This window comes from Chryseobacterium sp. 7 (assembly GCF_003663845.1).
Lineage (GTDB): Bacteria > Bacteroidota > Bacteroidia > Flavobacteriales > Weeksellaceae > Chryseobacterium.
Window position 1 is genome coordinate 1,820,786 of sequence record NZ_RCCA01000001.1, and the last position, 22,887, is coordinate 1,843,672.

Consider the following 22,887-nt stretch of genomic DNA (forward strand, 5'->3'; position numbering starts at 1 on the left):
TGTACCTCTTAATAATCAGAATTTCATGGGATTTTAGATCAGGATTTCAAAATCCTTAAATCCTTCCGAAGTATTTTTAGAAAGTTCTACTTTTATAGTACATACTGAATTGATAATATCCAGCTGATTTGGGTTATTCATATGAACGAAAACACTTACAATGTTGTTATTGGTTATAACTTCAACATCTGCAGTAAATAAAGTGTGGAATATCTCCCTAATATTTTTATGAAACATAATAGGATAACCACTTTGATAAGGCAACAGGATATCTATTTCATAATCATCGCTGAACGTGAAACCACCATTGGTGAATGTGTAGGAATCAATTTTTATTTTTCCGCTGATTTGTTTAAAATTTTGTGCTGCAACACCATCATTAGGGATCTTAATTTTGAAAATTTCAACTTTATTAGTGTTGGAAGTCAGTTTTTTATTCCCGATAATAAACTCAGAAACCTGAGAACTGTTTTGCAGGACCTGCGTGGAGCTTTGTCCTAATGTTTTTTTTGTATCTCCGGTTTGTACACCGCCTGTTAAGGTAAATTTAGAAACAATGCCGTCTACTTCTCCAAAATAAGGATTAACAAAATTAACCACTCCCTCAGATAAAAAATGAAAATCGGCCCATGGATTGCCTTTTGCACCTGTAAAATGACAGTCATCAAAAGTAACTCCATTTCGGGATTGTATCTCTTTTAGAAGGTTTTCTCCGGTAGATTCAAAATAACATCCGATGAATTTCAAATTCGTAGCATTTTCAACTTCAATAGTAGGCGTTGCATCTCCTGTTATTCCTCCTCCTTCTGATCTGCAGGAATAAAAAGTATTAGCCTCACTCTGGTTCTTAATTATTATTGTTCGTCTGCCTCCAAAATTGCAATTATGGAAAGCATTGAAATTGCTGGTCCATCCTGTTAATTCAATAGCCGTATCTACATTGTAAAAACCTACATTTTTGAAAATATTGATCTGAAAAGGGATATGGCAGACAAATCCTTTCCCATTTTCTATATTATGAACATCAATGTTTTCAAATTCAAAAAAAGCCTGTGCGCCTTGAGAATTATCACCGCCTACATCAAACCACTGATCTACTTTTGCCCCATTAAAAGACATATTTCTTAATCTGATATATTCAGGGCTCGGATTTGAGGTTTTAAGCATGATTCCTCCCTCTACAGGGCTCCAGCCATTATTAATTACTGTTTTACCAGTTCCGTCTCCTATAATTTCAACATTATTGGGAAGTAGTAAAGCTTTAGAAAGTGCATAATTTCCTGCGGGGATGTATAGAGGAACATGTAATTTTGCTGCCATATCTACCCCTTTTGTAAGGGCATCCCATCCATCTGTTTGATCCTGAAGCCCAAACCATCTTGCGTCCAGAGGACCGGAAAATTGAAGTTTATAATATTTATCGCCAAATTTTCTGTAAATAACTCCATCTAAAATGGTTGTGGGAAGAATGGGATTATCATCATACCATACAGTGGTTTCTCTGTAATTTAAATCAATTCCTGACTTTAAATCTGTTCTTTTAAGGATGTCTTGTACCAGAATATCATTGGTGTATAGATATTCAACGTCGCTAATTGGAATACTCATATTATTTTGTTTTAAAAATTATTGTGATTGTTGGTGAATGGATAAATGGATAATCTACTTTTTGGAGGTGGGTCTTTCATAAATTAAAATTTGAATATTGGTGTTTCTGTTCTTATTTCTGAAAACAAATTTATCCCGTCACAACGCCAAAACTCGTCGTATTAAAATGGAATTGTAAAAAACTTTTCCAAAAAGAAAGACTGAGAAAGATATATGAAGATGAAAAGAAATCTATTTTTAAGATGATTTAGGAATTGGAGGGATGGGATCGTGTATTTTTTAATACCTTTAGCCATCAAATCATTTAAAATTTTAAAATATTCCCATGCAGACGAAACGATTTACTTTTATTGTAACTATTTTTTTTCTGGTAGTAAGCTCAAACATATTTTCACAGAAGACAGCCACTTTGAATTCCTTATTAGACAAAAATTCAGAATTTGTTTTCCCTCAGACTGCCGATAAAATCTCAAAAGCATTGAACGTAAAAACTGTTTTTTATGAAGATGCCAATGAAGAAAAATATGCAAAATGGCCAATGAAGACAGGGCTGGAACTTTATTCCGGTCTGGGAAAAGATAATATGATTAATGAAATGTTCTTTACGACTTCAGATCATAAACCTTTAGTGGTAGAAGGACTTCCTTTTGGTCTTATTCTAAATAAAACTACATTGCAGGATAGCAAAACCAGATTCAGTAAATACCATGCGAAAACACAGAAATTAGGTGCCAATAGTGAGTTTCCAGGAGGTTCAAAACTCGTTTTTAAGAAAGGAAAACATTATGCAACACTGTTATTTGATAACAAAAACCTGTTGAAATCATTGGGTTTAACAACAGAACTTATAGACCCGGCAGCCAATTAATTATTGGAAAAGCCTCAAAATACTACAAAATCCGTCAAGCTAATGACGGATTTTTTTATTTCATAGGATGAATTCATTTTATTTTAAAGGAGCTCTATATCGTTAATCCATGATTGTTTTTCACTTCAGCCATCACAAAAGTACTGTGAGTACTCCCGATGGAATCTACAGATCCAAGCTTATTGAACACAAAATCCTGGTAATGTTTCATATCCCTTACCTGCACTTTCAGAAGAAAATCAAAATCACCGGAAATATTGTAGCACTCGGCAACTTCTTCAATTTCTAAAATCTCTTTTACAAAATCATAGCCCACAGATCTGTCGTGAATTTTCAGCTTAATCTGGCAGAAAACCGTAAAACCGCGGTTCAGCTTTTCGGCATCAAGAACCGCAGCATATCTTTTAACAAAACCATCCTGTTCTAGCCTTTTCACTCTTTCAAAAACAGGAGAGGTGGAGAGATTGACTTCTTTTGCCAGTTCTTTAACGGTCAGTTTAGCATTTTTCTGGAGCAGTCTGAGCAGCTGTAAATCCTTATCATCGAGTTGTTCCACAGAATATTATTCTTTTAAATGATTAAAACAATCAAATGTAAAGAATTTTATGCTTTTACTTATAATTTTTAAAGTTTAATTTGCTTAATTATTTTATTTTTATTGTGTTTTTATTCTGTATTGCTAATTTTACACAAAATTAAAAACTTTTACTGATGACAATGGTTAAAGGTAAAAGTACAGTTCTTTATAGATACTTCATCAAACAGGAAAGGTTTTACTTAAGGTAGATTAATAGGGAATCGTGTGAGAATCACGAGCTGTCGCGCAACTGTAAGTAACACACCAAAAGTTTCTGTCTTTGCATATCCACTGCCAAAAGCGGGAAGGATGACGGAAACTGTTACAAGCCAGGAGACCTGCCTTTACTGAATTGACAATGCTTTCGCGGTCTGAAGCTTTTAGGTCAAATAGATGATAGATCAGATATGTATTTTCTCTTGAAGGGAAATGCACTGCCTGCTATGTCACTATATTCCTGAAACTTCTTCTGCTTAAACATAACGAAGCATTTTAAAGCACTTTCCCAATAAGTTTAACTAAAAAGTTTAAAAAAATGCAAACTCACATCCTTGGCTATCCGCGTATTGGTAGCAAAAGAGAACTTAAAAAAGCCTGCGAACAGTATTGGTCAGGTAAAATCCTTTTGGAAGAACTTCTGAATACAGGAAGAACTATCTGTAATCAAAACTGGAATATCCAGAAAGAAGCCGGAATAGACCTTATTCCGTGTAATGATTTTTCCTATTATGATCAGGTATTGGATATGAGCCTTGTGGTAGGAGCAATCCCTACGCGCTATCATGAAGTTGTGCTTAAGAAGAACAATTCTGAACTGGATCTTTATTTTGCCATGGCAAGAGGATATCAGAAAGATGGACTGGATATCACAGCCATGGAAATGACCAAATGGTTCGATACCAATTATCACTATATTGTTCCGGAATTTTATAAAAATCAACAGTTTAAGCTAAGTTCAGATAAAATTTTCAATGAATTTGCAGGAGCAAAGCAGGCTGGAATCAATGCTAAACCGGTTATTATCGGATTGGTTTCTTATCTGTTATTAGGAAAAGAAAAAGAAGAAGGGTTTGATAAGTTGGATCTTGCCGGAAACCTTCTTCCTGTTTATACAGAAATTTTAACCAAACTTCAGGATCAGGGTGCAGAATGGATTCAGTTTGATGAACCTTTTCTGGCATTGGATTTAACCGAAAAAGCAAAAGAAACTTATATTTCCGTATATGCTGAAATAAGAAAACGTTTCCCGAAACTGAAATTTATTATTGCTACTTATTTTGACGGATTAAAAGATAATACATCCCTTGTTGTTTCACTTCCGGTGAATACATTGCATATTGATCTGGTTAGAAACCCTGAACAGCTGGATGGTATTCTGAATAGTATTCCTGAAAGTTTAAGCCTTTCATTAGGAGTAATTGATGGTAGAAATATCTGGAAAAATGATTATGAAAAATCACTGTCTTTCATCAGAAAAGCTGTTGAAAAATTAGGATCTGAAAGAATTTTCATCGCTCCATCATGTTCATTACTTCATTCACCGTGTGATCTGGATTTTGAAACCAGTCTTAATCCTGAAATTAAAAACTGGCTGGCTTTTGCCAAACAAAAAGTAACAGAAGTGGTGACCCTTAAAGAACTGGCAGCAGGAACGGAAAATGAACAGGTTCTTGAAGCATTCGAAGAAAATAAAAATGCTATTGAAAGCAGAAGAACTTCTTCTCTTATCCATAATGATCAAGTGAAACAAAGAGCAAATGCTGTTACTGAAAAGGATGCTCAGCGAATAAACACGTTCAAAATCCGAAAAGAAGAACAGCAGGAAGTATTGCAGCTTCCTTTATTCCCAACCACAACCATTGGATCATTCCCGCAGACAACAGAAGTGAGAAGCTGGAGAGCCCAATTCAAAAAAGGAGAGCTTACCGCAGAACAATATGATACTTTACTGAAAGAAGAAACTCAGAGAACAATCCGCTGGCAGGAAGACATCGGAATTGATGTATTGGTTCACGGGGAATTTGAGCGTAATGACATGGTAGAATACTTCGGAGAACAGCTGGAAGGATTTGTATTCACCAAAAACGGATGGGTACAAAGCTACGGAAGCCGTTGTGTGAAACCTCCTGTAATCTTTGGTGATGTTTCCCGCCCAACTCCTATGACAGTTTACTGGTCTCAATATGCACAATCCCAGACTGAAAAATGGGTAAAAGGAATGCTTACAGGTCCGGTTACGATTTTGCAATGGTCTTTTGTACGTGATGATCAGCCTCGTTCCGAAACGTGTAAGCAAATTGCTTTGGCGATCCGTGATGAAGTTGTGGATCTGGAAAAAGCTGGGATCAGGATTATTCAGATTGACGAACCTGCTATCAGAGAAGGACTTCCCTTAAGAAAAACAGACTGGCAGAATTATCTGAAATGGGCTGTGGAAGCCTTTAGAATTTCAGCAAGTGGAGTAGAAGATGCTACCCAAATCCATACCCACATGTGCTATTCGGAATTCAATGATATTATTGAAAATATCGCCGATATGGATGCAGACGTGATTACCATAGAATGCTCACGTTCTCAGATGGAATTGCTGAATGCTTTTGCAGATTTCAAATATCCAAATGAAATTGGTCCCGGAGTATATGACATTCACTCACCAAGAGTTCCGTCAAAAGAAGAAATGATCGAATTGTTGAGAAAGGCTCAGAATGTAATTCCTGCGAACCAGCTTTGGGTAAACCCAGACTGCGGACTGAAAACAAGACACTGGGATGAAACCGAAAAAGCTTTAATAGCAATGGTAGCCGCTGCTAAAGAAGCTTCGGTAGAATATGCACTTTAGAAAACTTTAGAAATAATTAGATACAATCACAGAATCGTGCCATGACTTTCATGGCACGATTTATTGTAATATTCCTTGAAAACATTGATAGAATACTGAACTATTTAGCCTGCAATGTGCTTGGAGGATAACCAAACTGTTTCTTAAAAGCAAATGAAAAATGAGATAAATTTTCAAACCCCAGATCCAGATAAATATCAGAAACAGATTTTCCTTTTTGGGTAAGCAGAAAATGAGCTTCTTTTAATCTTCGAAGCTGCAGCCATTGTCTTGGTGGGGCACCAAATATCTTTTGAAAATCTCTTTTGAATGCAGATAAACTTCTTCCCGTTAAGTAAGCAAAACGCTCTACATTCACATTGAAATGAAAATTTTTATTCATAAAAGCTTCAATATCTATCTTATATGGCTCAGAAAAATCAAATAAAATATCTTTAAGCCCCGGATCATACTTCAGCAGCAAAAGCAGCGCTTCTTTCTGTTTTAGCCGAAGAATTTCCTCTGAAGCAGAAAGATCTTCATAGGCTAATAATGAATACATAAAAGATTGTAATGCCTTTTGGTCAGGTTTTATATAAGCGGGAACATGTTCTTTCTTTTCTGCCTGATATCCATATTCACGGCTGAAATCATGAAGAATAGCGTCATCAAAATAGATGGATATGGTTCTGATCTCTCCATTTTTAGGAGGATATTTTGCAAATTTTAATAAGCTGTTTTTCCTGGCGGAATAAAGCTCGCCTTCTTTGAATATTGTTTTTGTAATACCGTCATTCAGTTCCATTTCTCCGGAAAGAACCAATCCGAGACTGTTAATTTGCGCAAACTGTTCTCCTTCCCGGAATTCTGAAAAGTAACAGGAATAATTAATTGGAAAAGGAATTTTATTTTCACTCATATCTCAGACGGGTATTTCTTGATAGATTCTTATTCAAACTTACAAAACTTTTTTATGATCAAATATTTAAATTCCGCAAAGCCCAATATTCACGGACTTTGCGGAATATAATTTTAAGCAAGGATCGCTTTGGGTTCCAGGTAAGCTTCCAGGCCAAATACTCCAAACTCACGTCCGATACCGCTTTGTTTAAAGCCTCCAAAAGGAGCGTAAGGATCATGCGAAAACCCATTAATACAGATCCTTCCGGCATCAATCTGTGCAGCTACACGTTCTGCATGCGCTTGATCAGCAGAGCTGATATAAGCAGCAAGTCCATACGTAGTATCATTAGCAATAGAAATGGCTTCTTCTTCATTGTTATATGGAATGATGGATAGTACGGGTCCAAAAATTTCCTCCTGAGCGATTCGCATATCATTTCGAACATTGGTAAAAATGGTTGCTTTTACGAAATTACCGTTTTCTAGACCTTCCGGCTTCCCTTCACCACCTGCAAGCAGAACGGCTCCCTCTTCCTGACCAAGGCGGATGTAGCTTTGTACTCTTTCAAACTGTTTGGCACTTACCATTGGGCCCACAAGAGTGTCTTCATCGTTAGGATTTCCTACTTTTACCTGTTCGGCAGCTTTTTTAGCCAGTTCATTCACTTCATCCAGTCTGTTTTGGGGAACAAGAAGTCGGGTAGGAGCGATACATGCCTGCCCGTTATTCATATAAGCTCCAAAAACGGCCATTGGGATCGCTTTATCAAGATCAGCATCTTCCAGAATAATATTTGGTGATTTTCCACCAAGTTCTAAGGTTACCCTTTTCATGGTATCTACAGCTCCTTTGGCAATCGCTTTTCCAGTTATTGTAGATCCGGTGAAAGATATTTTTGCAATGTCCGGATGTTGTGTAATTTCATTTCCGACCACATTTCCTAATCCATTGACAATATTAAACACTCCTTCAGGCAAGCCAGCTTCATGAAAACATTCTGTAAGCAATTGAGTTTGTACAGCACTCATTTCGCTGGGTTTGATTACCGCTGTACAACCGGCAGCAATAGCAGTCGCAAGTTTATTACAGATAAAACTGTTGCTGGCATTCCATGGAGTAATAATTCCTACTACGCCTAAAGACTCAAAACGTACTTTAGAATGTCCTACAGTTCTTTCAAAGTCATAAGATTCTAAGGTGTTGATGGTAGCTGTGAAAGAGGAAATGGCATTTTGAACACTCATTCTGCAGAATTGTAATGTTCCTCCATATTCATTTACCATGGCAGAAACCAGCTCATCCTCTCTTTTGCTTACCGCTTCATGCAGTTTTTTAAGAAAGTTGATTCTTTCTTCTTTTGTTGTTTTTGAAAATGTTTTAAAAGCTTTCTTTGCGGCTACAATAGCCATTCGGGTATCTTCTTCATTTCCCAGCACTACTTCTCCGGTTTTCTGATTGGAGGTTGGGTTTATAAGATCAAAAGTCTCTGTCCCTTTTGGGGTAACGAATTTTCCGTTTACGTAAATTTTATTAATCTGTATCATTTTGATGATTTTAATACCGCAAAGTTCGGCAGAAACTGAAAAAATAGGTTTGTTGTACAGTTCAATTTTTATTTGTTGTATGGTTCATTTTACAGACCGTAAATTTTATTTTTTTTGATTTTAAATGTGGAAAGACTTTACCATTCAATAAAATTGACTACTTTTATCATAACCAAGTAAATAACTCGTTTTGAGAACAACTCTTAAACTTATTTTGGCTTAGTATCAGTCTCCGTAACCACAGGCTGATCGTTCTTTCGTTTGGGTAACTCTGCCCAAACAGGTTTCATTTTATCATATTATTTATCGTATTACCCTAAAATGGGGTTTTGTCTGCTGTTTTGTTTTTGACCATGGTTATTGATCAAAACTGAACTTTCCAGCAAATTCTGGCTTAAGAAATAATCTTGAAGCTCAAAACGGATGTTAATAATCTCCTTGTAATGCGTGATAGTATGGAAAAAAATCCAACAAAGAATAATAAACACGATTATAAGCTATGAGTACCCAACATATCTGGGAGGTAAAAGCGAAAAATACTCCCTTACTCAAAAAGAAATGCAGCCATTGTAACAGCGAAAGATTTCAATGCAGCGATAAATTCAGACTGAATGCTCAGAAAAAGAATATCGACATATGGTTGATTTACCGATGTGTAAAATGCAATAACACCTATAACATGGCGGTGTTTTCAAGGATCAGAACAGAATCCATCAGTAAAGAAATATTCAATCAATTTTCAGAAAACGACACAGAAATTGCTTGGAAATATGCCTTTTCACAGGAAGTCATAAGAAAAAATAATGTGGAAGCAGATTGGGAAAGTGTGGCGTATGAAATTCTATACCCAAACTTTTCGGTAGAAGATCTTATCAATATGAATGAAGAGATGATTTCATTTCAAATACGCAGTTCCTTTGATTTTAATATGAGACTTTCAACGGTAACCCGGACATGTTTAGAACTTTCATCATCTAAATTGAATCTCTTGTTTGAGTCTGATGCGGTTTATTGTAATGAAAAACCTTTTCAGAAGATGTATAAGTTTAAAAATGGTGATGTGATTAAAGTCAACAGACAGATATTGATCAATACTTATCTTATCGGAAAAGAAAATTTATTTCTCAGTACTGTAGATGGTCAATAACCATAAAAAACCTCCTGATCAATGATCGGGAGGTTTTTGTTGACTGAATTTTTTAATCAAACTGTTTCAACTTATTAAAAATTGCTCCATATATAACCATTAAGGAATGATATAAGACATAAAGAGTATTAAGTTTAATCATACTGATTTTTAGACTTACAGCGAATTTTATCTTAATATTCTCAAAACCTTAATACCATCTTAATGATTCCAAAAAAGTTTAAATAAGTTTAATATCTGCTGTTAATCCCACTTATTTTGAATAGAAACTGCATATTTCCCGGCTCCGGAAAAGAAAAAACTCAGGCTTACAAGCATGTAGATCACAAGCAGTTCCAAAGCCCAGCCCCCAAATTCATTAAGTTTGAAAATATTGGCTGTTTGGGCAAGAATAGTTGCAGTAAAGCAATTGGCAGCAAAGATCAATCCTGCCAGACGTACCCGAAATCCTATGATCAGCATCACAGGAGCTATAATTTCTCCTGCAAACACCCCATAAGCGAAGAAGGATGGCAAACCATGCATGGTCATCATATTTTCAATAAACCCAACTCCATGAACTAGTTTACTGATTCCGTAAACCGACATCGGAAATCCGATAGCTATTCTGGTGATAAGTAATCCTAAATCAATGTTCTTTTTCATTTCTTATAATTATTTAAAAGTTATATTTTACAAATGCCCCGATATTTTCCAGTGTCTTTTTTCCATTATTAAACTGATCGAAATTGGAAGCCAGTCCGTAGATCATTTTATCTTGTTTTATACCCAGTCTTACGAATTGAAGTCCTCTTGGATATCCGCTGTCATCAATATTTCCAATGGCCAGGACACTGAAATACCCTTTAAAATTTTCTGTCAGATACGGAGTATATTCAAACGATATAGACTGTTCAAGAGAAAATCCTTTCTGGTAAGTAGTTCCTATAGAGTAGGAGAGCGAATAGGAAGGCTTGATGATCTTATATTGCAGATAAGCGCTGAAAAATGCTCCCGGGTTTTTCATTCCAAATGCAGCATTGGCACTCAATCTTTTGGTAAAGCTATAGGCAAGGGTATTTCTGATAAAGAATATATTCTCTTTGTCTTTGGTATATTCTGTATCAAACAGGGTAAGATTATTCAATTTCAGCCTGTCATTCAGCTGATAATTGATATTGTGAATATAAGTATAGGAACGGTGTCCTACAACAAGATCCGGGGTATAGGAAAGTTTCTGTGCACTCAGATCCAAAGAAACTGATGCAAGAGCTGTTATTGCGATAATTTTTGCCTTCATATTTCACTCATTAAATTTCTTTGAGCAAAATTATTCGGGCTGGAGGGGAATAAACTTAAGAAATCTTAAGAAACATCAGACAGGTGCTTTTTTCTCAGATAACTCAGATATTCTACCGTGATGCCAAGGTAAGAAGCAATCATATACTGAGGAAAACGCTGTTCGATATTACGGTAAGTAGTGACAAATGTGCGGTATTTGGTGTAAGCATCTACGCGTGAATGTTCAAAGGTTCTTTCCTGCAAAGTAACATAGGCAGACTGCATTTTCAGGCGCCAGAATTCGGAAATCGCCGGAACTTCTTTGTATAATAATTCCAGGTTGCTTTTACTGATTTGTATGATTGTGGTATCTTCATTCGCCTGAATAAACATTCTTGAAGGCAGCTCGCTCAGGTAGCTGTAAAGATCATTCACCCACCAGTTTTCAATACCTAGCTGAGTGGTGTTTTCTTTTCCTTTTTCATCAATATGATAAGCATACAGGCTTCCTTTTGCAATGAAGCGCATATGTCTAGAAACCTGTCCTTCACGAAGCAGATATTCCCTCTTTTTAAGAAATGTAATTTCGAATTTTGATGTGATACAGTCAATGTCTTTATCTTCCAAAGAGACGATTTCTTTAAAGTGTTCTATGAGTTGCGAAAGTATAGTATGTGTTTCCGTCATGAGAATTTGTGCTTATAGCATACAGATACAAATTTACGCAAATATTAAAAAAATGCTTTAATAAAGCAGGATGAACAACAATCAAAGAATGATAAACAGAGTATTTATCTGTTTTGTCCAATGTCTAGTCTGTCAAATTTGCCTTCCGCATTTTTATGGAATTTGAAATAAGTCTGAAATGTTCCCCATTTTCCAGCTTTAAAATTACCATAAATATTTTTTCCATCATTTTCTACGCGGTCTATGCTGAGAAACATCTCATTACCCAGAGCATTGGAGAAGAAAGATTTGAAATCTATAGAGCGGCCGTCATCGGTCATTGCCGGATTTTCCGTAAAGAAATTGTACCAGCTTTTATCACCATTTTGTAAAGCTTCGATGGCTTTTTTTACTTCCGGATCTTTTATTTTTGCTAAGTCCATTATTTGTTGTTTTTTTGAAGATTGTGGTTGAAGATTTTGTTTCCTTGTGTTTGCATTTTGTCCGCATGCTATACAGGAGAAACCTATCAGAAATACGATGATTAACTTATAGGTTTTCATTGATTTCAGCTTTTAAGAGGATGTTGCAGATAAATAATGAGCAGATTTAAACAAAGAAACGGAAGTTCTATCATAGCACCTTTCATGTCTTTATTTAAAAGCTGAAAACAGATAATCAATAAGATGCCGGCTGCCATCAGAAAATTACCCCAGACAAATGTTTTTGGGAATAAAATCATTACAGAGGCCAGTATCGTAACCACTCCGTTGATCATAAGGCCAGTTTTATCAAAACCCCATTTTCCGAACATTTCTGTCATTTCAGGTTTACCGGAAATCATGGCAATTCCCTGTTTGAAGCCCATAAAGACAGCAAATAGAATTAATACGGAATTAATAACCTTTAGAATCATTGATGTGTTTTATATTATTAATACAAATATCAATGAAATTAATGATATATCAATGGTGAAGTTTTCGGAATTTATTGTAAATGAAAAGGATGATGGCTTTTACCAGCTTTATTCTAAAAAAAGAAGACCACAATTTACGGGATAAATTGTGGTCTTCCTCAACTAAGAACTATTTAACTACGATTCTGTTTTCAAATAACCATAATGTAGTGCAGTTTCTTTTCCGAATAAGCTTGAGAAAATATTCTGAAACTCATGAATATACCTGCATTTTATGGCGTTCCCGTATATTTTAAGACCCTCCAGGATCTTTCTGGAGCTTAAGTCTATATCGTATTTTATAAAAGATTCCGGCCTTTCATACCGGATGCTCTGTTCCGAACTGTATGTTCTTGAAAACCCTAGCTTTTCAAGCCATTCTTCCGTTATTTTAATAGGTTTGATGGATGCTGCCGGAACGGAAATACTTTGAACATCGTTTTCAATTTTAACAAAATAATCCTGTTCGACATTGTGAAAGATCTCTGTAATGGTATAAATCTGATTTTTGTACTCGACTAAGTTCTTGATTTTTAGATCTGCTACGTTCATAATATTTTGAGTTTTAGTTGATGATATGATTTTAGATAAATATCAAATAGTATGCCCGGCATTGGATTATTGAGTCCTATTTTGATCAAGGTTAGGTTAAATTTTTACTATAAAAAATTAACAATGTGTTAAAATACTACATGTAAAGGCGAATTATCATATTTACCGGAAAAATAAATGTGGTATGCGTGTGGTATTAGTTTTTTATTCTTGCTTTGGGAATGGGATTAAACGTTGTGAGAAGAAGGGCTGTAATAATGGCTATGATAAGGACTGCTATGAAAACATTCCAGGAATAGGCATGTAATAAATATCCTGTGCCACTTCCCAGAATACTTGAACCAAAATAGTAAAACAGCCAGTAAATAGAAGTGGCTGAAGATTTTCCTCTTTTAGCATATAATGCAGTCATTTGGCTTGCCATAGTATGAGCAGCAAAAAATGATAGCGTAAAAAGTCCAAGCCCGAAAATAAGGATATAAATGTTTCCAGATATCAGTAAAGCTGCCCCGATAATCATGGACAGAATGGAGGCTTTAAGAATATTGTTCATGGGAAATATTCGGGAAAGCCGGCCTACGATCATTGTTCCAAATACTCCAAAAATATACATCAGGAAGATAAAAGCGATAACAAAATGACTTAAAGAAAAAGGTTCTGCTTCTAATCTGAAGGTCAGATAATTATAAACACTCACAAAAACACCCATCAGTAAGGCGGCGGTGAAATATAAACGAAGCATATAAGGGTTGGTAAGAAAAAACTTCATCTGCTTTACCTTAAGATGGTAATCCGTTTTCTGTGGATTGAAAAACCTGGACTCCGGAAAGAGTTTCCAGAATACAGCACCCAGAATGAAACTTTCCACCCCAATCAGAAGAACAGCATTACGCCACCCAAATTCTCCGGCAAACAATGTTGCCATTATCCTTCCGCTCATGCCGCCAATTGTATTTCCGCTGAGATACATACTGATGGCTGCCGGAACTGCCAAAGCATCCACTTCCTCAGTAAGATAGGCAAGAGCAACCGCAGACACCCCGGAAACCAAAAAACCTTTCAATATTCCTATTGTAATCATAAGACTTAAGTTAGGAATCCAGGTTGAAATAATGGTAAGAAGCGCAGAAGAGATCAATGAAAAGACCATCAGGCTTTTTCTTGAATAACTATCTGCCTTAAATGCAAAAAATAATAATCCCAGTGCCATACCTATTGTGGAAGACGATACCAGAAGGGAAGTATCCCCTACAGATACTCCAAACTGTTCTGCAGCCATGGGAAGCATGGGCTGGAAAAGATAAAGCTGTGCAAAAACAGAAAGTCCGGAAAAGAAAATACAAAGTTTTATATATCGGAAACGTGAGCTTCCCTGAATAGCTTTTTCAGATGAATTCATGATTTTTTTGCAATTAAATGCAGTGGTTTGACAGAAAATTAAGTCTTACAAATTTCCTGATTATTTTCCGAACGTAAAAATCATTATCTCAATGATATTTATTGGTGAAACAAATCAATGAAGCTGCAGGCCGCTGATGTATTCGGAAGGTGTAATATTTTCCAACTGTTTAAAAACTCTGTTGAAGGTAGACTGATTAGAGAATCCTGCTTCTGTATAGATATACATAAGAGTTATCTTTTCAATATCATTTTCATTAAGAAGTCTTTTTACGCATTCAATTCTATGTCTATTCAGATAATTATTGAAATTGGGATATCCTTTTGTGCGGATTGATTTCGAAATATAGCTGCTGTTGATCTCCATTTCTGCAGAAAGCTTTGAAATATTAAAATTAATATCTTTATACAGCTGCTTTTCCGTCATTATAAGTTCTATTTTATCAAACAGCTCATCTGCAAATGGTGCTTTCTCTGATACAGGGACTGATTGTACTACTGTATTCTGTTTTTTTTCTTCAATTTCATGATAGATTTCCACCCTTTTTATTTTATCCTTAAAATAAACCAGAAGTGATATTACGGCCACATTGGAAATCATAAGAATCGTGTCAGTAATTCTCACATCTTCAGGTCTGTGCTTAGGAAAATTAAAGCTGAAAGTTTTGGAGATGAGATATCCCAAAATAATATTCAGTAATATAAATGCACTGTAAATAAAAACATATTTTCTTTGAAAAAAGACATAGGCCGCCAGTGGAATTGGAATAAGCCATACAAAGCTTGCTATAGAATTATCCCAAAAAGCAAGCATAATATAAAAATTATAAAGTACGGCAATAATAATGTAGGAGTGTACCAATACATTCACGGAGTAGGTTTTCCGAACAATCATGTAGGTATAATCCAGTAAAAAAAGTCCACCGAAAAGATACCAGGCCATAATTTTATCAGGAATGATAAAAACAAATATCAAACCAAATATGGCAAGAATAACAGACATCAGAAGATTATAATAATAAATCAGCTGTCTTTTGTACTGTTCAATTTTTATGTCTTTTTCAGCAGTCATTTGTGGTAATAGATAATTTTAAATCATTCCAATACTTTTTACAACAGTCAAATATTCAAAAATGAGTTATTTAATGTATTGATTATTAATTGTTTGTGTTTTGTTGAGCCGTTTCCGGTTTTTCATTGATTGTTCGCGAATTTGATTGATCAATGCGGATAACTTTGCACCAGCTAGCTCAACAAAGGCTGATTGATGAAACGTCAATTGACCCACATGATTTATTCAATTTTTGAATAAGTCAAATAAATTTTAAACAAATATACTAAAATGAAGAAAATAAAATTGACTCTTGCCAGCATAATGATGTGTTTTTCAATAACGGCATATTCCCAAGTGGGGATTAATACAGATTCTCCTAAAGTAACATTGCATGTAGAAGGTAAACCAGACGTGGCTACGGTGCCAGATGGGGTGATGGCTCCAAGAGTAACCGGAGATCAGCTGAAAGCAAAAGATGATGTCTATTTAGCAGCACAGACCGGAGCTTTGGTGTATGTAACACAGGCTGTAACCGCACCATCTGTAAAAACGGCAAAAGTAGATAAAGCTGGTTATTATATGTTCAACGGAACCACTTGGAAATTTGCATTTGGTGGTAAAGATGATGATATAACTATTGGTGATTTAATTTATTATCATGGAAGCATTCCTGCAGGGACTTCAGGGGCAAATACGCTGGCGAGTACTTATCTTACAGATCTTCCCGTGTTGGGAGGTTTCTTAAGGCTTGATGCTCAATTTAACAGCAGCTCAGCAGGTACAGGAGCGGCAACTACTTTTAATCCAAGACTTTATAATGTAGGAACTTCAGATGTAAAAATATGGGTTTCAGAAATGTCTACCCATACCGGAGATTCTGATAACGGAAATATAAAATTGTCACCAGGTGCCTACAGACAGTTTGATGACGGTGTTTACCTTACCCAAACGAATAATGAAACGGTAACCTTCGATATTACCATACAGGAACCGGAACCTAGATGGTACAGAGTGTATTACGCATTCCGTGTAGACAACAAATCTGCTACAGGAAGCAGTGATGCTACAACCACAGACTCCAATACGTCAGATAACACGAGAGAATTGTTTCTTTCTGTACAAAGGCTTTATTAATAAGCTGCCTGACGATTCTAAAAATACGATGAAATAAAAAAAATATCTACGGGCTCAATAGGTTAGCTGTTTAAAACCTAATGAGATTTGTGTTTTTTCAGGGGCTGGAATTTTTATGATTCCGGCCCAATTTTTTTAATGCATCATTTCATAAACCTTAATTAGCTCTGCAATATTTCCCACATTCAGTTTTTGAAAAATCCTTTTTTTGTAAGTGCTTACCGTAGACATCTGGATATTAAGCCTGTTGGCAATTTCCAGATTCCCGTTTCCATCAGCAAGAAGCTTGAAGATTTCATATTCACGGGAAGAAAGCTTTTCTACAGGATTGTCTCTTTTGTTTTGAATAATAAGTCCAATAAGATCTGCAGGATAAAAATAACCCTTTTCAATGACCGTTTTTATAGCATTTTTAATTTCTTCCTCGCTGCTTTGTTTATTCAGATAGCCTTCTGCACCTTCTCTGATGTATTGAATGGCAACATCTTTGTCATATCCTGAAAATATGAGGATTTTAAGGTCGTTTTGTATATCTTTCAGTTCCGGAATCATTTTTTTATACTGAGTTCCGGGCATATCAATATCTAAAATAAGAAGATCATAACGGGAAAAGCTAATCTTTTTCTTCACCTCATCATAATTTTCTGCAAAATCTATTTTCAGCTCCGGATATGCCGTTTCAAGAACCAAAGAGGTACCGGCCCTTACTACATAGTGATCATCAGCAATTAAAATTCTTTCATTCATACAAATTAGTTTTTATTGAGTGTTATTTCTACCACAGTCCCCTGAGGTTTGTTTTGCCTGAAACCGATTTCAGCATTGATCTTTTTCACCAGATGAATCACCATATGCAGGCCAAGCCCTTTTCCCTTGAAGCTGGGAGTTTCAAGCTTAGGATTTTTAAACAGGCTCATATAACTTGCAATCTGTTCTGTAGACATTCCAGTTCCTGTATCGGCAATTATTATGGTAGATTTTTGTGGAGTTTCTGTAATATTTAAAGTTATATTTTCCTCAAAAGTGTTTTTCACTGCATTATCCAGGATGTTGTGAATAATAGCGGTTAAGATACTTTCATTAACTCTGGAGTATACTTTATGTTCAGTGAGATTGGTAATAACAGTTCCTTTTTCCTTAGCAATTTCACAGAATAATCTGTTCTTGATTTCAAGGATTCTATTGATAGGATATTCTTTTTCTTCAAAGATATTTTCAGCTTTGTAAAGCTCTGTGTATTCCTTTAAGTTCAGGGTAAACTGATACAGCTGCTCCGACGATTTATAAATGCTGTCAAAATATTTCTTCTGAAGCTCTACATCATCAGACTCATGAATTTTTTGAGAAAGCATCGCAATAAACCTGATGGGTGTTGTAATATCATGGCTGATAGTTTCTACCAGCTTTTTCTGATATTCTGTTTCCTTTTGCAAATTACTCTTTACCAGTTCCAGGTGGAGATAAGTTTCTTTTAGCTCAGAATTTTTATTGTGAACAATTTGTTTTAATGTTTTATTTTTTATTCTTAAAAAATTAGTCGTTAGCTGGAAAATAACGGTAATAATAATCAGAATAAGGATGGCTGCAGACACTCTGAACAGGATTGTCTGATAAAAAGGAGGCTCCATTGGTGAAACTCCGTTGTCTATATTGTGCCACGGGGAAATGTGGCGCTGTCCGGAAACAGTTAAAGATATAAAAGCAAAAATAAATGCCCAAACTCTCATAGATGTGCAAAACTGATCTATGCCTCCTGCTAACGCAATAGGCGGTTAATATTAGTATTTGTACAAGTCGAAGTTTTTTTAATGATCGGGAACGATTGAAAATAAATTTTTATCATTGAGGTTTTATGGTCTATTGTGTTTTATTTTTTTTGATCGTGTAAAAATAGTGAAATTATGGAGATAAATGACATTATATAATCTGTTTTCTATAAGTTTTATCATGGTTTGCGGATAGTAAAGAAGAATGTTTTTTTTAAAATTATTTAGTATTTCAATAATAAGTGATAAATTTATTTTAAAATATCTCGTTTCAATCTCAATACTATATTGAATTTTTGATTTGATTTAGAATTTTATAAATGTAAAATATCTTTATTTAGGTATGTTTTTATGAAATTATATTTTAATGGTTTAATATTTACTGAGTAGATGTTGTAGTAAAAGTTTGACAAAAAGCTGAGGTTAATTCTACAGAATGTCTTTGTCACCACTGATGAATATTCATATTTTTGCAAAAATATTCTCAGAACAATTAAGACATTTGCCCGTCTCAATAATGATTCTAAGAACACAAACGGTTTTATCTCAAAAAGCAAAGGGTCTCTTTAAGGAGATCTTTTGATGTTTCTATTCCTTTTTATTCCATTAAAAAATATAAATTTATCATAGAAATATTACTAAAACATGCTGATTTCTAGCTAAATGGCATTGGTTTTGTTAAGAACTGGCAAACACAATGAAATGAATAAAGATGATTTTAACCATCTTATTGGAAAAACACGCCATGAAGTGAAAGCTGAAATGGGTGATGGCTTCAATATTTTTAAACACAATATTTGGACTTACCATGTGGGTGAAACTTGGTTTGGAAAGAAAGTTATCCTGTCGGTTCTGTTTAATGAAAATAAAGCTGTCAGTATTACTTTGCATAAGACTTTTAAAAACTGCTGATTCCTGCTCTGTTGTTGACATTACAAAAAACCTCCCGGAAATGATGGGAGGCGAATAAAATTGACTGTATATTGAAGTGTAATTCAATCGTTATTTATGGGTTTCAAGCCACTTTAGCCTGCGCTCGTCCGGAAGATGGTTTACTTTAAAGTTTTCAAAAACAGCATTGAATCCCTGTCCGTCTGGGCAGGCTGCCATTAAACCAACCATTACAGGAGTGTTGTCCTGTAGGGGAGCATTTCTCATCATGATATAATTTTTATCATCAAAAGAGTAAAATATTTCTACAGCGTCCAGCCTTCTTACTGCTTTTATCCATATGGCAGGAGGTGTTTTGTCTAAAGTGATAACACTCCAGTCGCTTTTGCTGTGAGTTACCACAGTGCTGAGATTATATTTTCCATCCACAAATTCCACTCCGGCTTTGATGTAATGTTCTTTGTCTGTTCTCAGCATAAGTCCCATCTGATCGAATCTTGCCTTGTAATTTCCTGTGATTTTTACTTTGGCTTCAAATTCACCTCCGTAAGTAGTGTAATAAAAAGGTGCATCATCTACCGTAAATCCATAATGCGAAATCCTCCAGTAATCACTTTGAGGTGTTACAAACATAGTCAGGCTATTATTCTTGATCTCCCATTTTTCAGGTTCGTTAAACCATGTCATTTTCTCAAGAGTCTGGGCAGAAAACTTTTGAATCAGGAATAAGGTGCAAAAACCTAAAAGCAATTTCTTCATTCTATTTTGAATAAGTTCTAACTATTTTGAATAAGTTCTAATGGTAATTATTATTTTAGCAAAAGTATAATTAAACCCTAATCGCGTCAATACTGATAAATAACCATTATGGAAATCCGTGAACAGCTCAGCGATAAATTACTGGATACAGTCTCCCGAAAATGCTTGCTTGATATTGAAATCTATAAGCAAAGAGCACTTGTATATTCTGAAATGGAAGGTGCGATATCTGTATTAAGTGATATGCAGGCCAATAAAAGTTATATTTATAAATCCGGAGCAGCTGTTGAGCTCGGGCTCAGTAAAGGAGAAAACCCAATAGAAATAAACACCATCTGGGAGGAAGAAATGCTGAAAAAGATACATCCGGATGACCGCCTGAAGAAATATATTCATGAGCTGCGTTTTTTCAAATTACTGGAAGGTATAGAAAAGGAACAGCGTACAGCATACAGTGTTGTTTCAAAAATAAGGATGAAAGATAAAAATGAAGAGTATCGGTGGGTAAAACATCGTATGTTCTATATTTATTCTCCATATAACAGGAGATTGAGGTTTGCTCTGTGTCTTTATAATATTGCTCTTTCTTCATCTTCTGCACCGGATTTTATGATTATTGATACTGTAAAAGGAGAGATTATAGTAAAAGATAAGCTTGATTATAAAAATATTCTAAGCCCAAGGGAACTGGAAGTCCTAAAGTTTGTAGGAGAGGGTTATGCAAGTAAAGAGATTGCAGATTTACTCTCTATAAGCATCAATACTGTAAGCCGGCACCGTCAGAATATTCTGGAAAAGCTGAAGGTTAAAAACTCTACACAGGCATTCAAAGACAGCTTTTATTAAAGATCCAGTTTTCAAAATCCGAAAAATTCACCTTGCTGTTTTGTATCTTAATGATTAAATTTATATCTTGAATATAGATTAGCAAGAAGCATACATGATGAAAAGAAGCGAAGAAATTACCCACCAGTATTTTACTTTTTTAGATAAGCATATCCAGGATGTAATCTCAGGAGATGTTCCGGAATTCCTGGAACTGAATGAAATTGCCGGAGAACTTGCCATTTCCCATAAACACCTTACGGATACCATTAAAAAGGAAACCGGACAACATCCTTGTTCTTTTTATGATGAAAAAATTATTGATCAGATCAAACAAATGCTTATGGAATCTGACCAATCTGTGGCAGAAATTGCCCGTATTTTTACTTATGATCCTTCTAATTTCTCGAAATTTTTCAAAAAAATGACCGGCTTTACTCCCGGAAATTTCAGAAATTCCAAAAAAATTTAAATTGACTGCTTTTTTTGTTTAATATTGTTGTAGCAAGAGATTGGCGGCGGTTTTTGCTTCAGAGTAGGGATTTGGCCTTTAAGATTGCTGTGTTTAAGAAGTTGTTTAGTGAATTAAAATGTTAAAATAGCAAAAAAATAATCTTTTATAAATGAGTTGTTTGTGAAAAATAATTGCATTTTTTTATTATTTGTGTATTAATATTTCTTTATTGTTTGTTTTTTTTATTAAATTTAGGTAATAAAAAACTAATTAATTCAAAAGTAGAAAACGTTAAAAAAATAGATGTATATTTAAATACTTTGGTTTCCAGATGATAAGAGTAAAATATTGTGTCTTTAATAATATTTAATCTTAATTGAGGCATTTAAGCCTTGTAAATAGTTATATATTTGTTTCTTTTAAACCACAACAAACAAGATTAAGGATGAGCATCAATTTCACAACAGCAACTATTAAAGACTTTGAGAATATACCAGACAACAATATGGCTCAAAGAGCTGAAATTTTTTATGAATATTTAGACTTTGTAAAGTCTAACGGACACATGAACTACAGGCTGAAGAACACTTCAGGAACCAATGCAATACTGAATGTAAATATTGCAGACCAAAACAGAGAATTTGTTAGTTTTGTATCAAGTGATTATTTAGGATTTACACAGCACCCGAAAGTAAAACAGGCAGCTATCGAAGGAATAGAGAAGTATGGAACAGGAACAGGAGCTACACCTCTTATCGGTGGTTACTTTGATTATCACAATGCTTTAGAAAAAAGAATTTCAAGTTTTTTTAAAAGAACAGAAGATGAAGCCGTAGTGTTTACTACCGGCTATACCGCTAATAGTGCTAGTTTACAGTGCTTAATGCAGAAAGAAGATCTTGCTATTTTAGACATGGCAGTGCATGCCAGCGTACATGAAGGATGTGCTTTTACCAATAAAAAAACATTTCCGCACAATAATTTGGAATCTTTGGAACACATTTTGAAGGTATCTGAAAATCTGTACCGTACGAAACTCGTTATTGTGGACGGAGTGTATTCCCAGGATGGTGATACCTCCCGTATTAATGAGATCTACAATCTTGTGAAAAAGTATAATGCCTTTCTAATGGTAGACGACGTGCATGGCGTTGGTATCCTTGGAGAAACAGGTAGAGGTACTTTGGAAGAAGCCGGATTATTGGATAAAGTAGACATCATCACAGGAACATTCAGTAAAACGTTTGGAAACCTGGGTGGATACGTCATAGCTGATAAAAAAATAGCAGCCTTTATCAGATTCCATTCCCGTCAGCAGATTTTCTCAGCAACAGCTCCACCATCATCCGCAGGAATTGTTAAAGCCATTGATTTAATAGACGAAGAACCTATCTGGAGAGAAAAACTCTGGAATAATATCAATTATTTCAAAAAAGGTCTTGATAATTTAGGATTAGATACAGGAGTGACCTGTTCCGCAATCATTCCCGTGAAAATTGGAGATCCCTATGTAACAGGCGAAGCCGGAAAACTACTAATAGAAAAAGGAATCTATACCAACCCGATTCTTTATCCGGCGGTACCAAGAAAAGATGCGCGTATCAGGATGAGTGTAACGGCAAGACACGAAAAAGAACATCTCGACAAAACGCTTAACGCGTTTGATGATATTAATAAAAAATTGCATATTGCGAAAAAATAATAATT

General features: G+C 35.1%; 23 protein-coding genes and 1 riboswitch. Of the genes, 8 read left to right on the top strand and 15 right to left on the bottom strand.

Features of this window, described 5'->3' with window-relative positions; translation table 11 throughout:
• Positions 1 to 33: 33 nt before the first annotated feature.
• Entirely contained in the window at positions 34 to 1,608 is a 1,575-nt protein-coding gene (locus CLU97_RS08335; protein ID WP_121487521.1) for a glycosyl hydrolase family 28-related protein, read from the bottom strand.
• A 325-nt stretch (positions 1,609 to 1,933) separates the two neighbouring features.
• On the opposite strand from CLU97_RS08335, the gene CLU97_RS08340 reads away from it, so the two are divergent.
• Positions 1,934 to 2,476 (top strand): hypothetical protein, encoded by a 543-nt coding sequence (locus CLU97_RS08340; protein ID WP_121487522.1) that lies wholly within the window; start codon positions 1,934 to 1,936, stop codon positions 2,474 to 2,476.
• 94 nt (positions 2,477 to 2,570) lie between these two features.
• Here CLU97_RS08340 and CLU97_RS08345 read toward each other — a convergent pair whose 3' ends face one another.
• A complete protein-coding gene (locus CLU97_RS08345; RefSeq protein WP_079241360.1) occupies positions 2,571 to 3,032 on the bottom strand; it encodes an Lrp/AsnC family transcriptional regulator in 462 nt (153 codons plus the stop codon).
• 195 nt (positions 3,033 to 3,227) lie between these two features.
• A riboswitch (cobalamin riboswitch) is annotated at positions 3,228 to 3,414 on the top strand.
• A gap of 174 nt (positions 3,415 to 3,588) precedes the next feature.
• On the opposite strand from CLU97_RS08345, the gene metE reads away from it, so the two are divergent.
• Complete coding sequence (metE, locus tag CLU97_RS08350; protein ID WP_121487523.1) at positions 3,589 to 5,892, top strand: 5-methyltetrahydropteroyltriglutamate--homocysteine S-methyltransferase; 2,304 nt, start codon at positions 3,589 to 3,591, stop codon at positions 5,890 to 5,892.
• A 100-nt stretch (positions 5,893 to 5,992) separates the two neighbouring features.
• Here metE and CLU97_RS08355 read toward each other — a convergent pair whose 3' ends face one another.
• Positions 5,993 to 6,790, bottom strand: a complete 798-nt coding sequence (locus CLU97_RS08355; protein ID WP_121487524.1) for a helix-turn-helix domain-containing protein — start codon at positions 6,788 to 6,790, stop codon at positions 5,993 to 5,995.
• A 113-nt stretch (positions 6,791 to 6,903) separates the two neighbouring features.
• Positions 6,904 to 8,319 carry an aldehyde dehydrogenase family protein gene (locus CLU97_RS08360; protein WP_121487525.1) on the bottom strand — a complete coding sequence of 472 codons (1,416 nt, stop codon included), beginning with the start codon at positions 8,317 to 8,319 and terminating at the stop codon, positions 6,904 to 6,906.
• A 499-nt stretch (positions 8,320 to 8,818) separates the two neighbouring features.
• On the opposite strand from CLU97_RS08360, the gene CLU97_RS08365 reads away from it, so the two are divergent.
• A complete protein-coding gene (locus CLU97_RS08365) occupies positions 8,819 to 9,466 on the top strand; it encodes a DUF1062 domain-containing protein (RefSeq protein WP_121487526.1) in 648 nt (215 codons plus the stop codon).
• A gap of 243 nt (positions 9,467 to 9,709) precedes the next feature.
• Here CLU97_RS08365 and CLU97_RS08370 read toward each other — a convergent pair whose 3' ends face one another.
• The 8 genes from CLU97_RS08370 to CLU97_RS08405 all read right to left on the bottom strand — a co-directional run bounded on the left by CLU97_RS08370 (position 9,710) and on the right by CLU97_RS08405 (position 15,369).
• The gene (locus tag CLU97_RS08370; RefSeq protein ID WP_121487527.1) at positions 9,710 to 10,111 is read right to left on the bottom strand and encodes a DoxX family protein; all 402 of its coding nucleotides are present in this window, start codon (positions 10,109 to 10,111) and stop codon (positions 9,710 to 9,712) included.
• Positions 10,112 to 10,124: 13 nt separating this feature from the next.
• Positions 10,125 to 10,745: a hypothetical protein gene (locus CLU97_RS08375; RefSeq protein WP_121487528.1), complete on the bottom strand. Its 621-nt coding sequence runs from the start codon at positions 10,743 to 10,745 to the stop codon at positions 10,125 to 10,127.
• 65 nt (positions 10,746 to 10,810) lie between these two features.
• Positions 10,811 to 11,413 (bottom strand): Crp/Fnr family transcriptional regulator, encoded by a 603-nt coding sequence (locus CLU97_RS08380; RefSeq protein WP_121487529.1) that lies wholly within the window; start codon positions 11,411 to 11,413, stop codon positions 10,811 to 10,813.
• Positions 11,414 to 11,517: 104 nt separating this feature from the next.
• Positions 11,518 to 11,835: a hypothetical protein gene (locus CLU97_RS08385; protein ID WP_228437578.1), complete on the bottom strand. Its 318-nt coding sequence runs from the start codon at positions 11,833 to 11,835 to the stop codon at positions 11,518 to 11,520.
• A gap of 125 nt (positions 11,836 to 11,960) precedes the next feature.
• Positions 11,961 to 12,308: a DoxX family protein gene (locus tag CLU97_RS08390; protein WP_121487531.1), complete on the bottom strand. Its 348-nt coding sequence runs from the start codon at positions 12,306 to 12,308 to the stop codon at positions 11,961 to 11,963.
• A gap of 177 nt (positions 12,309 to 12,485) precedes the next feature.
• Positions 12,486 to 12,899: a hypothetical protein gene (locus CLU97_RS08395; protein WP_121487532.1), complete on the bottom strand. Its 414-nt coding sequence runs from the start codon at positions 12,897 to 12,899 to the stop codon at positions 12,486 to 12,488.
• 196 nt (positions 12,900 to 13,095) lie between these two features.
• Entirely contained in the window at positions 13,096 to 14,298 is a 1,203-nt protein-coding gene (locus tag CLU97_RS08400; RefSeq protein ID WP_121487533.1) for an MFS transporter, read from the bottom strand.
• 114 nt (positions 14,299 to 14,412) lie between these two features.
• Positions 14,413 to 15,369: a helix-turn-helix domain-containing protein gene (locus CLU97_RS08405; protein ID WP_121487534.1), complete on the bottom strand. Its 957-nt coding sequence runs from the start codon at positions 15,367 to 15,369 to the stop codon at positions 14,413 to 14,415.
• 270 nt (positions 15,370 to 15,639) lie between these two features.
• On the opposite strand from CLU97_RS08405, the gene CLU97_RS08410 reads away from it, so the two are divergent.
• A complete protein-coding gene (locus CLU97_RS08410) occupies positions 15,640 to 16,485 on the top strand; it encodes a hypothetical protein (protein ID WP_121487535.1) in 846 nt (281 codons plus the stop codon).
• A gap of 135 nt (positions 16,486 to 16,620) precedes the next feature.
• Here CLU97_RS08410 and CLU97_RS08415 read toward each other — a convergent pair whose 3' ends face one another.
• Both CLU97_RS08415 and CLU97_RS08420 read right to left on the bottom strand, forming a co-directional pair.
• Entirely contained in the window at positions 16,621 to 17,232 is a 612-nt protein-coding gene (locus CLU97_RS08415) for a response regulator (protein WP_121487536.1), read from the bottom strand.
• Positions 17,233 to 17,237: 5 nt separating this feature from the next.
• Positions 17,238 to 18,212: a sensor histidine kinase gene (locus CLU97_RS08420; protein WP_121487537.1), complete on the bottom strand. Its 975-nt coding sequence runs from the start codon at positions 18,210 to 18,212 to the stop codon at positions 17,238 to 17,240.
• Positions 18,213 to 18,953: 741 nt separating this feature from the next.
• On the opposite strand from CLU97_RS08420, the gene CLU97_RS08425 reads away from it, so the two are divergent.
• Positions 18,954 to 19,163, top strand: coding sequence for a hypothetical protein (locus CLU97_RS08425; RefSeq protein WP_228437580.1), 210 nt, complete (start codon positions 18,954 to 18,956; stop codon positions 19,161 to 19,163).
• 90 nt (positions 19,164 to 19,253) lie between these two features.
• Here CLU97_RS08425 and CLU97_RS08430 read toward each other — a convergent pair whose 3' ends face one another.
• On the bottom strand, positions 19,254 to 19,901 hold the full coding sequence (locus CLU97_RS08430) for a DUF1349 domain-containing protein (RefSeq protein ID WP_121487539.1): 648 nt from the start codon (positions 19,899 to 19,901) through the stop codon (positions 19,254 to 19,256).
• A 108-nt stretch (positions 19,902 to 20,009) separates the two neighbouring features.
• On the opposite strand from CLU97_RS08430, the gene CLU97_RS08435 reads away from it, so the two are divergent.
• From CLU97_RS08435 to CLU97_RS08445, 3 genes are all read left to right on the top strand, one after another.
• Entirely contained in the window at positions 20,010 to 20,747 is a 738-nt protein-coding gene (locus tag CLU97_RS08435; RefSeq protein WP_121487540.1) for a response regulator transcription factor, read from the top strand.
• 94 nt (positions 20,748 to 20,841) lie between these two features.
• Positions 20,842 to 21,198 carry a helix-turn-helix domain-containing protein gene (locus CLU97_RS08440; protein ID WP_121487541.1) on the top strand — a complete coding sequence of 119 codons (357 nt, stop codon included), beginning with the start codon at positions 20,842 to 20,844 and terminating at the stop codon, positions 21,196 to 21,198.
• A 427-nt stretch (positions 21,199 to 21,625) separates the two neighbouring features.
• Positions 21,626 to 22,882, top strand: a complete 1,257-nt coding sequence (locus tag CLU97_RS08445) for an aminotransferase class I/II-fold pyridoxal phosphate-dependent enzyme (protein ID WP_121487542.1) — start codon at positions 21,626 to 21,628, stop codon at positions 22,880 to 22,882.
• Positions 22,883 to 22,887: the final 5 nt, after the last annotated feature.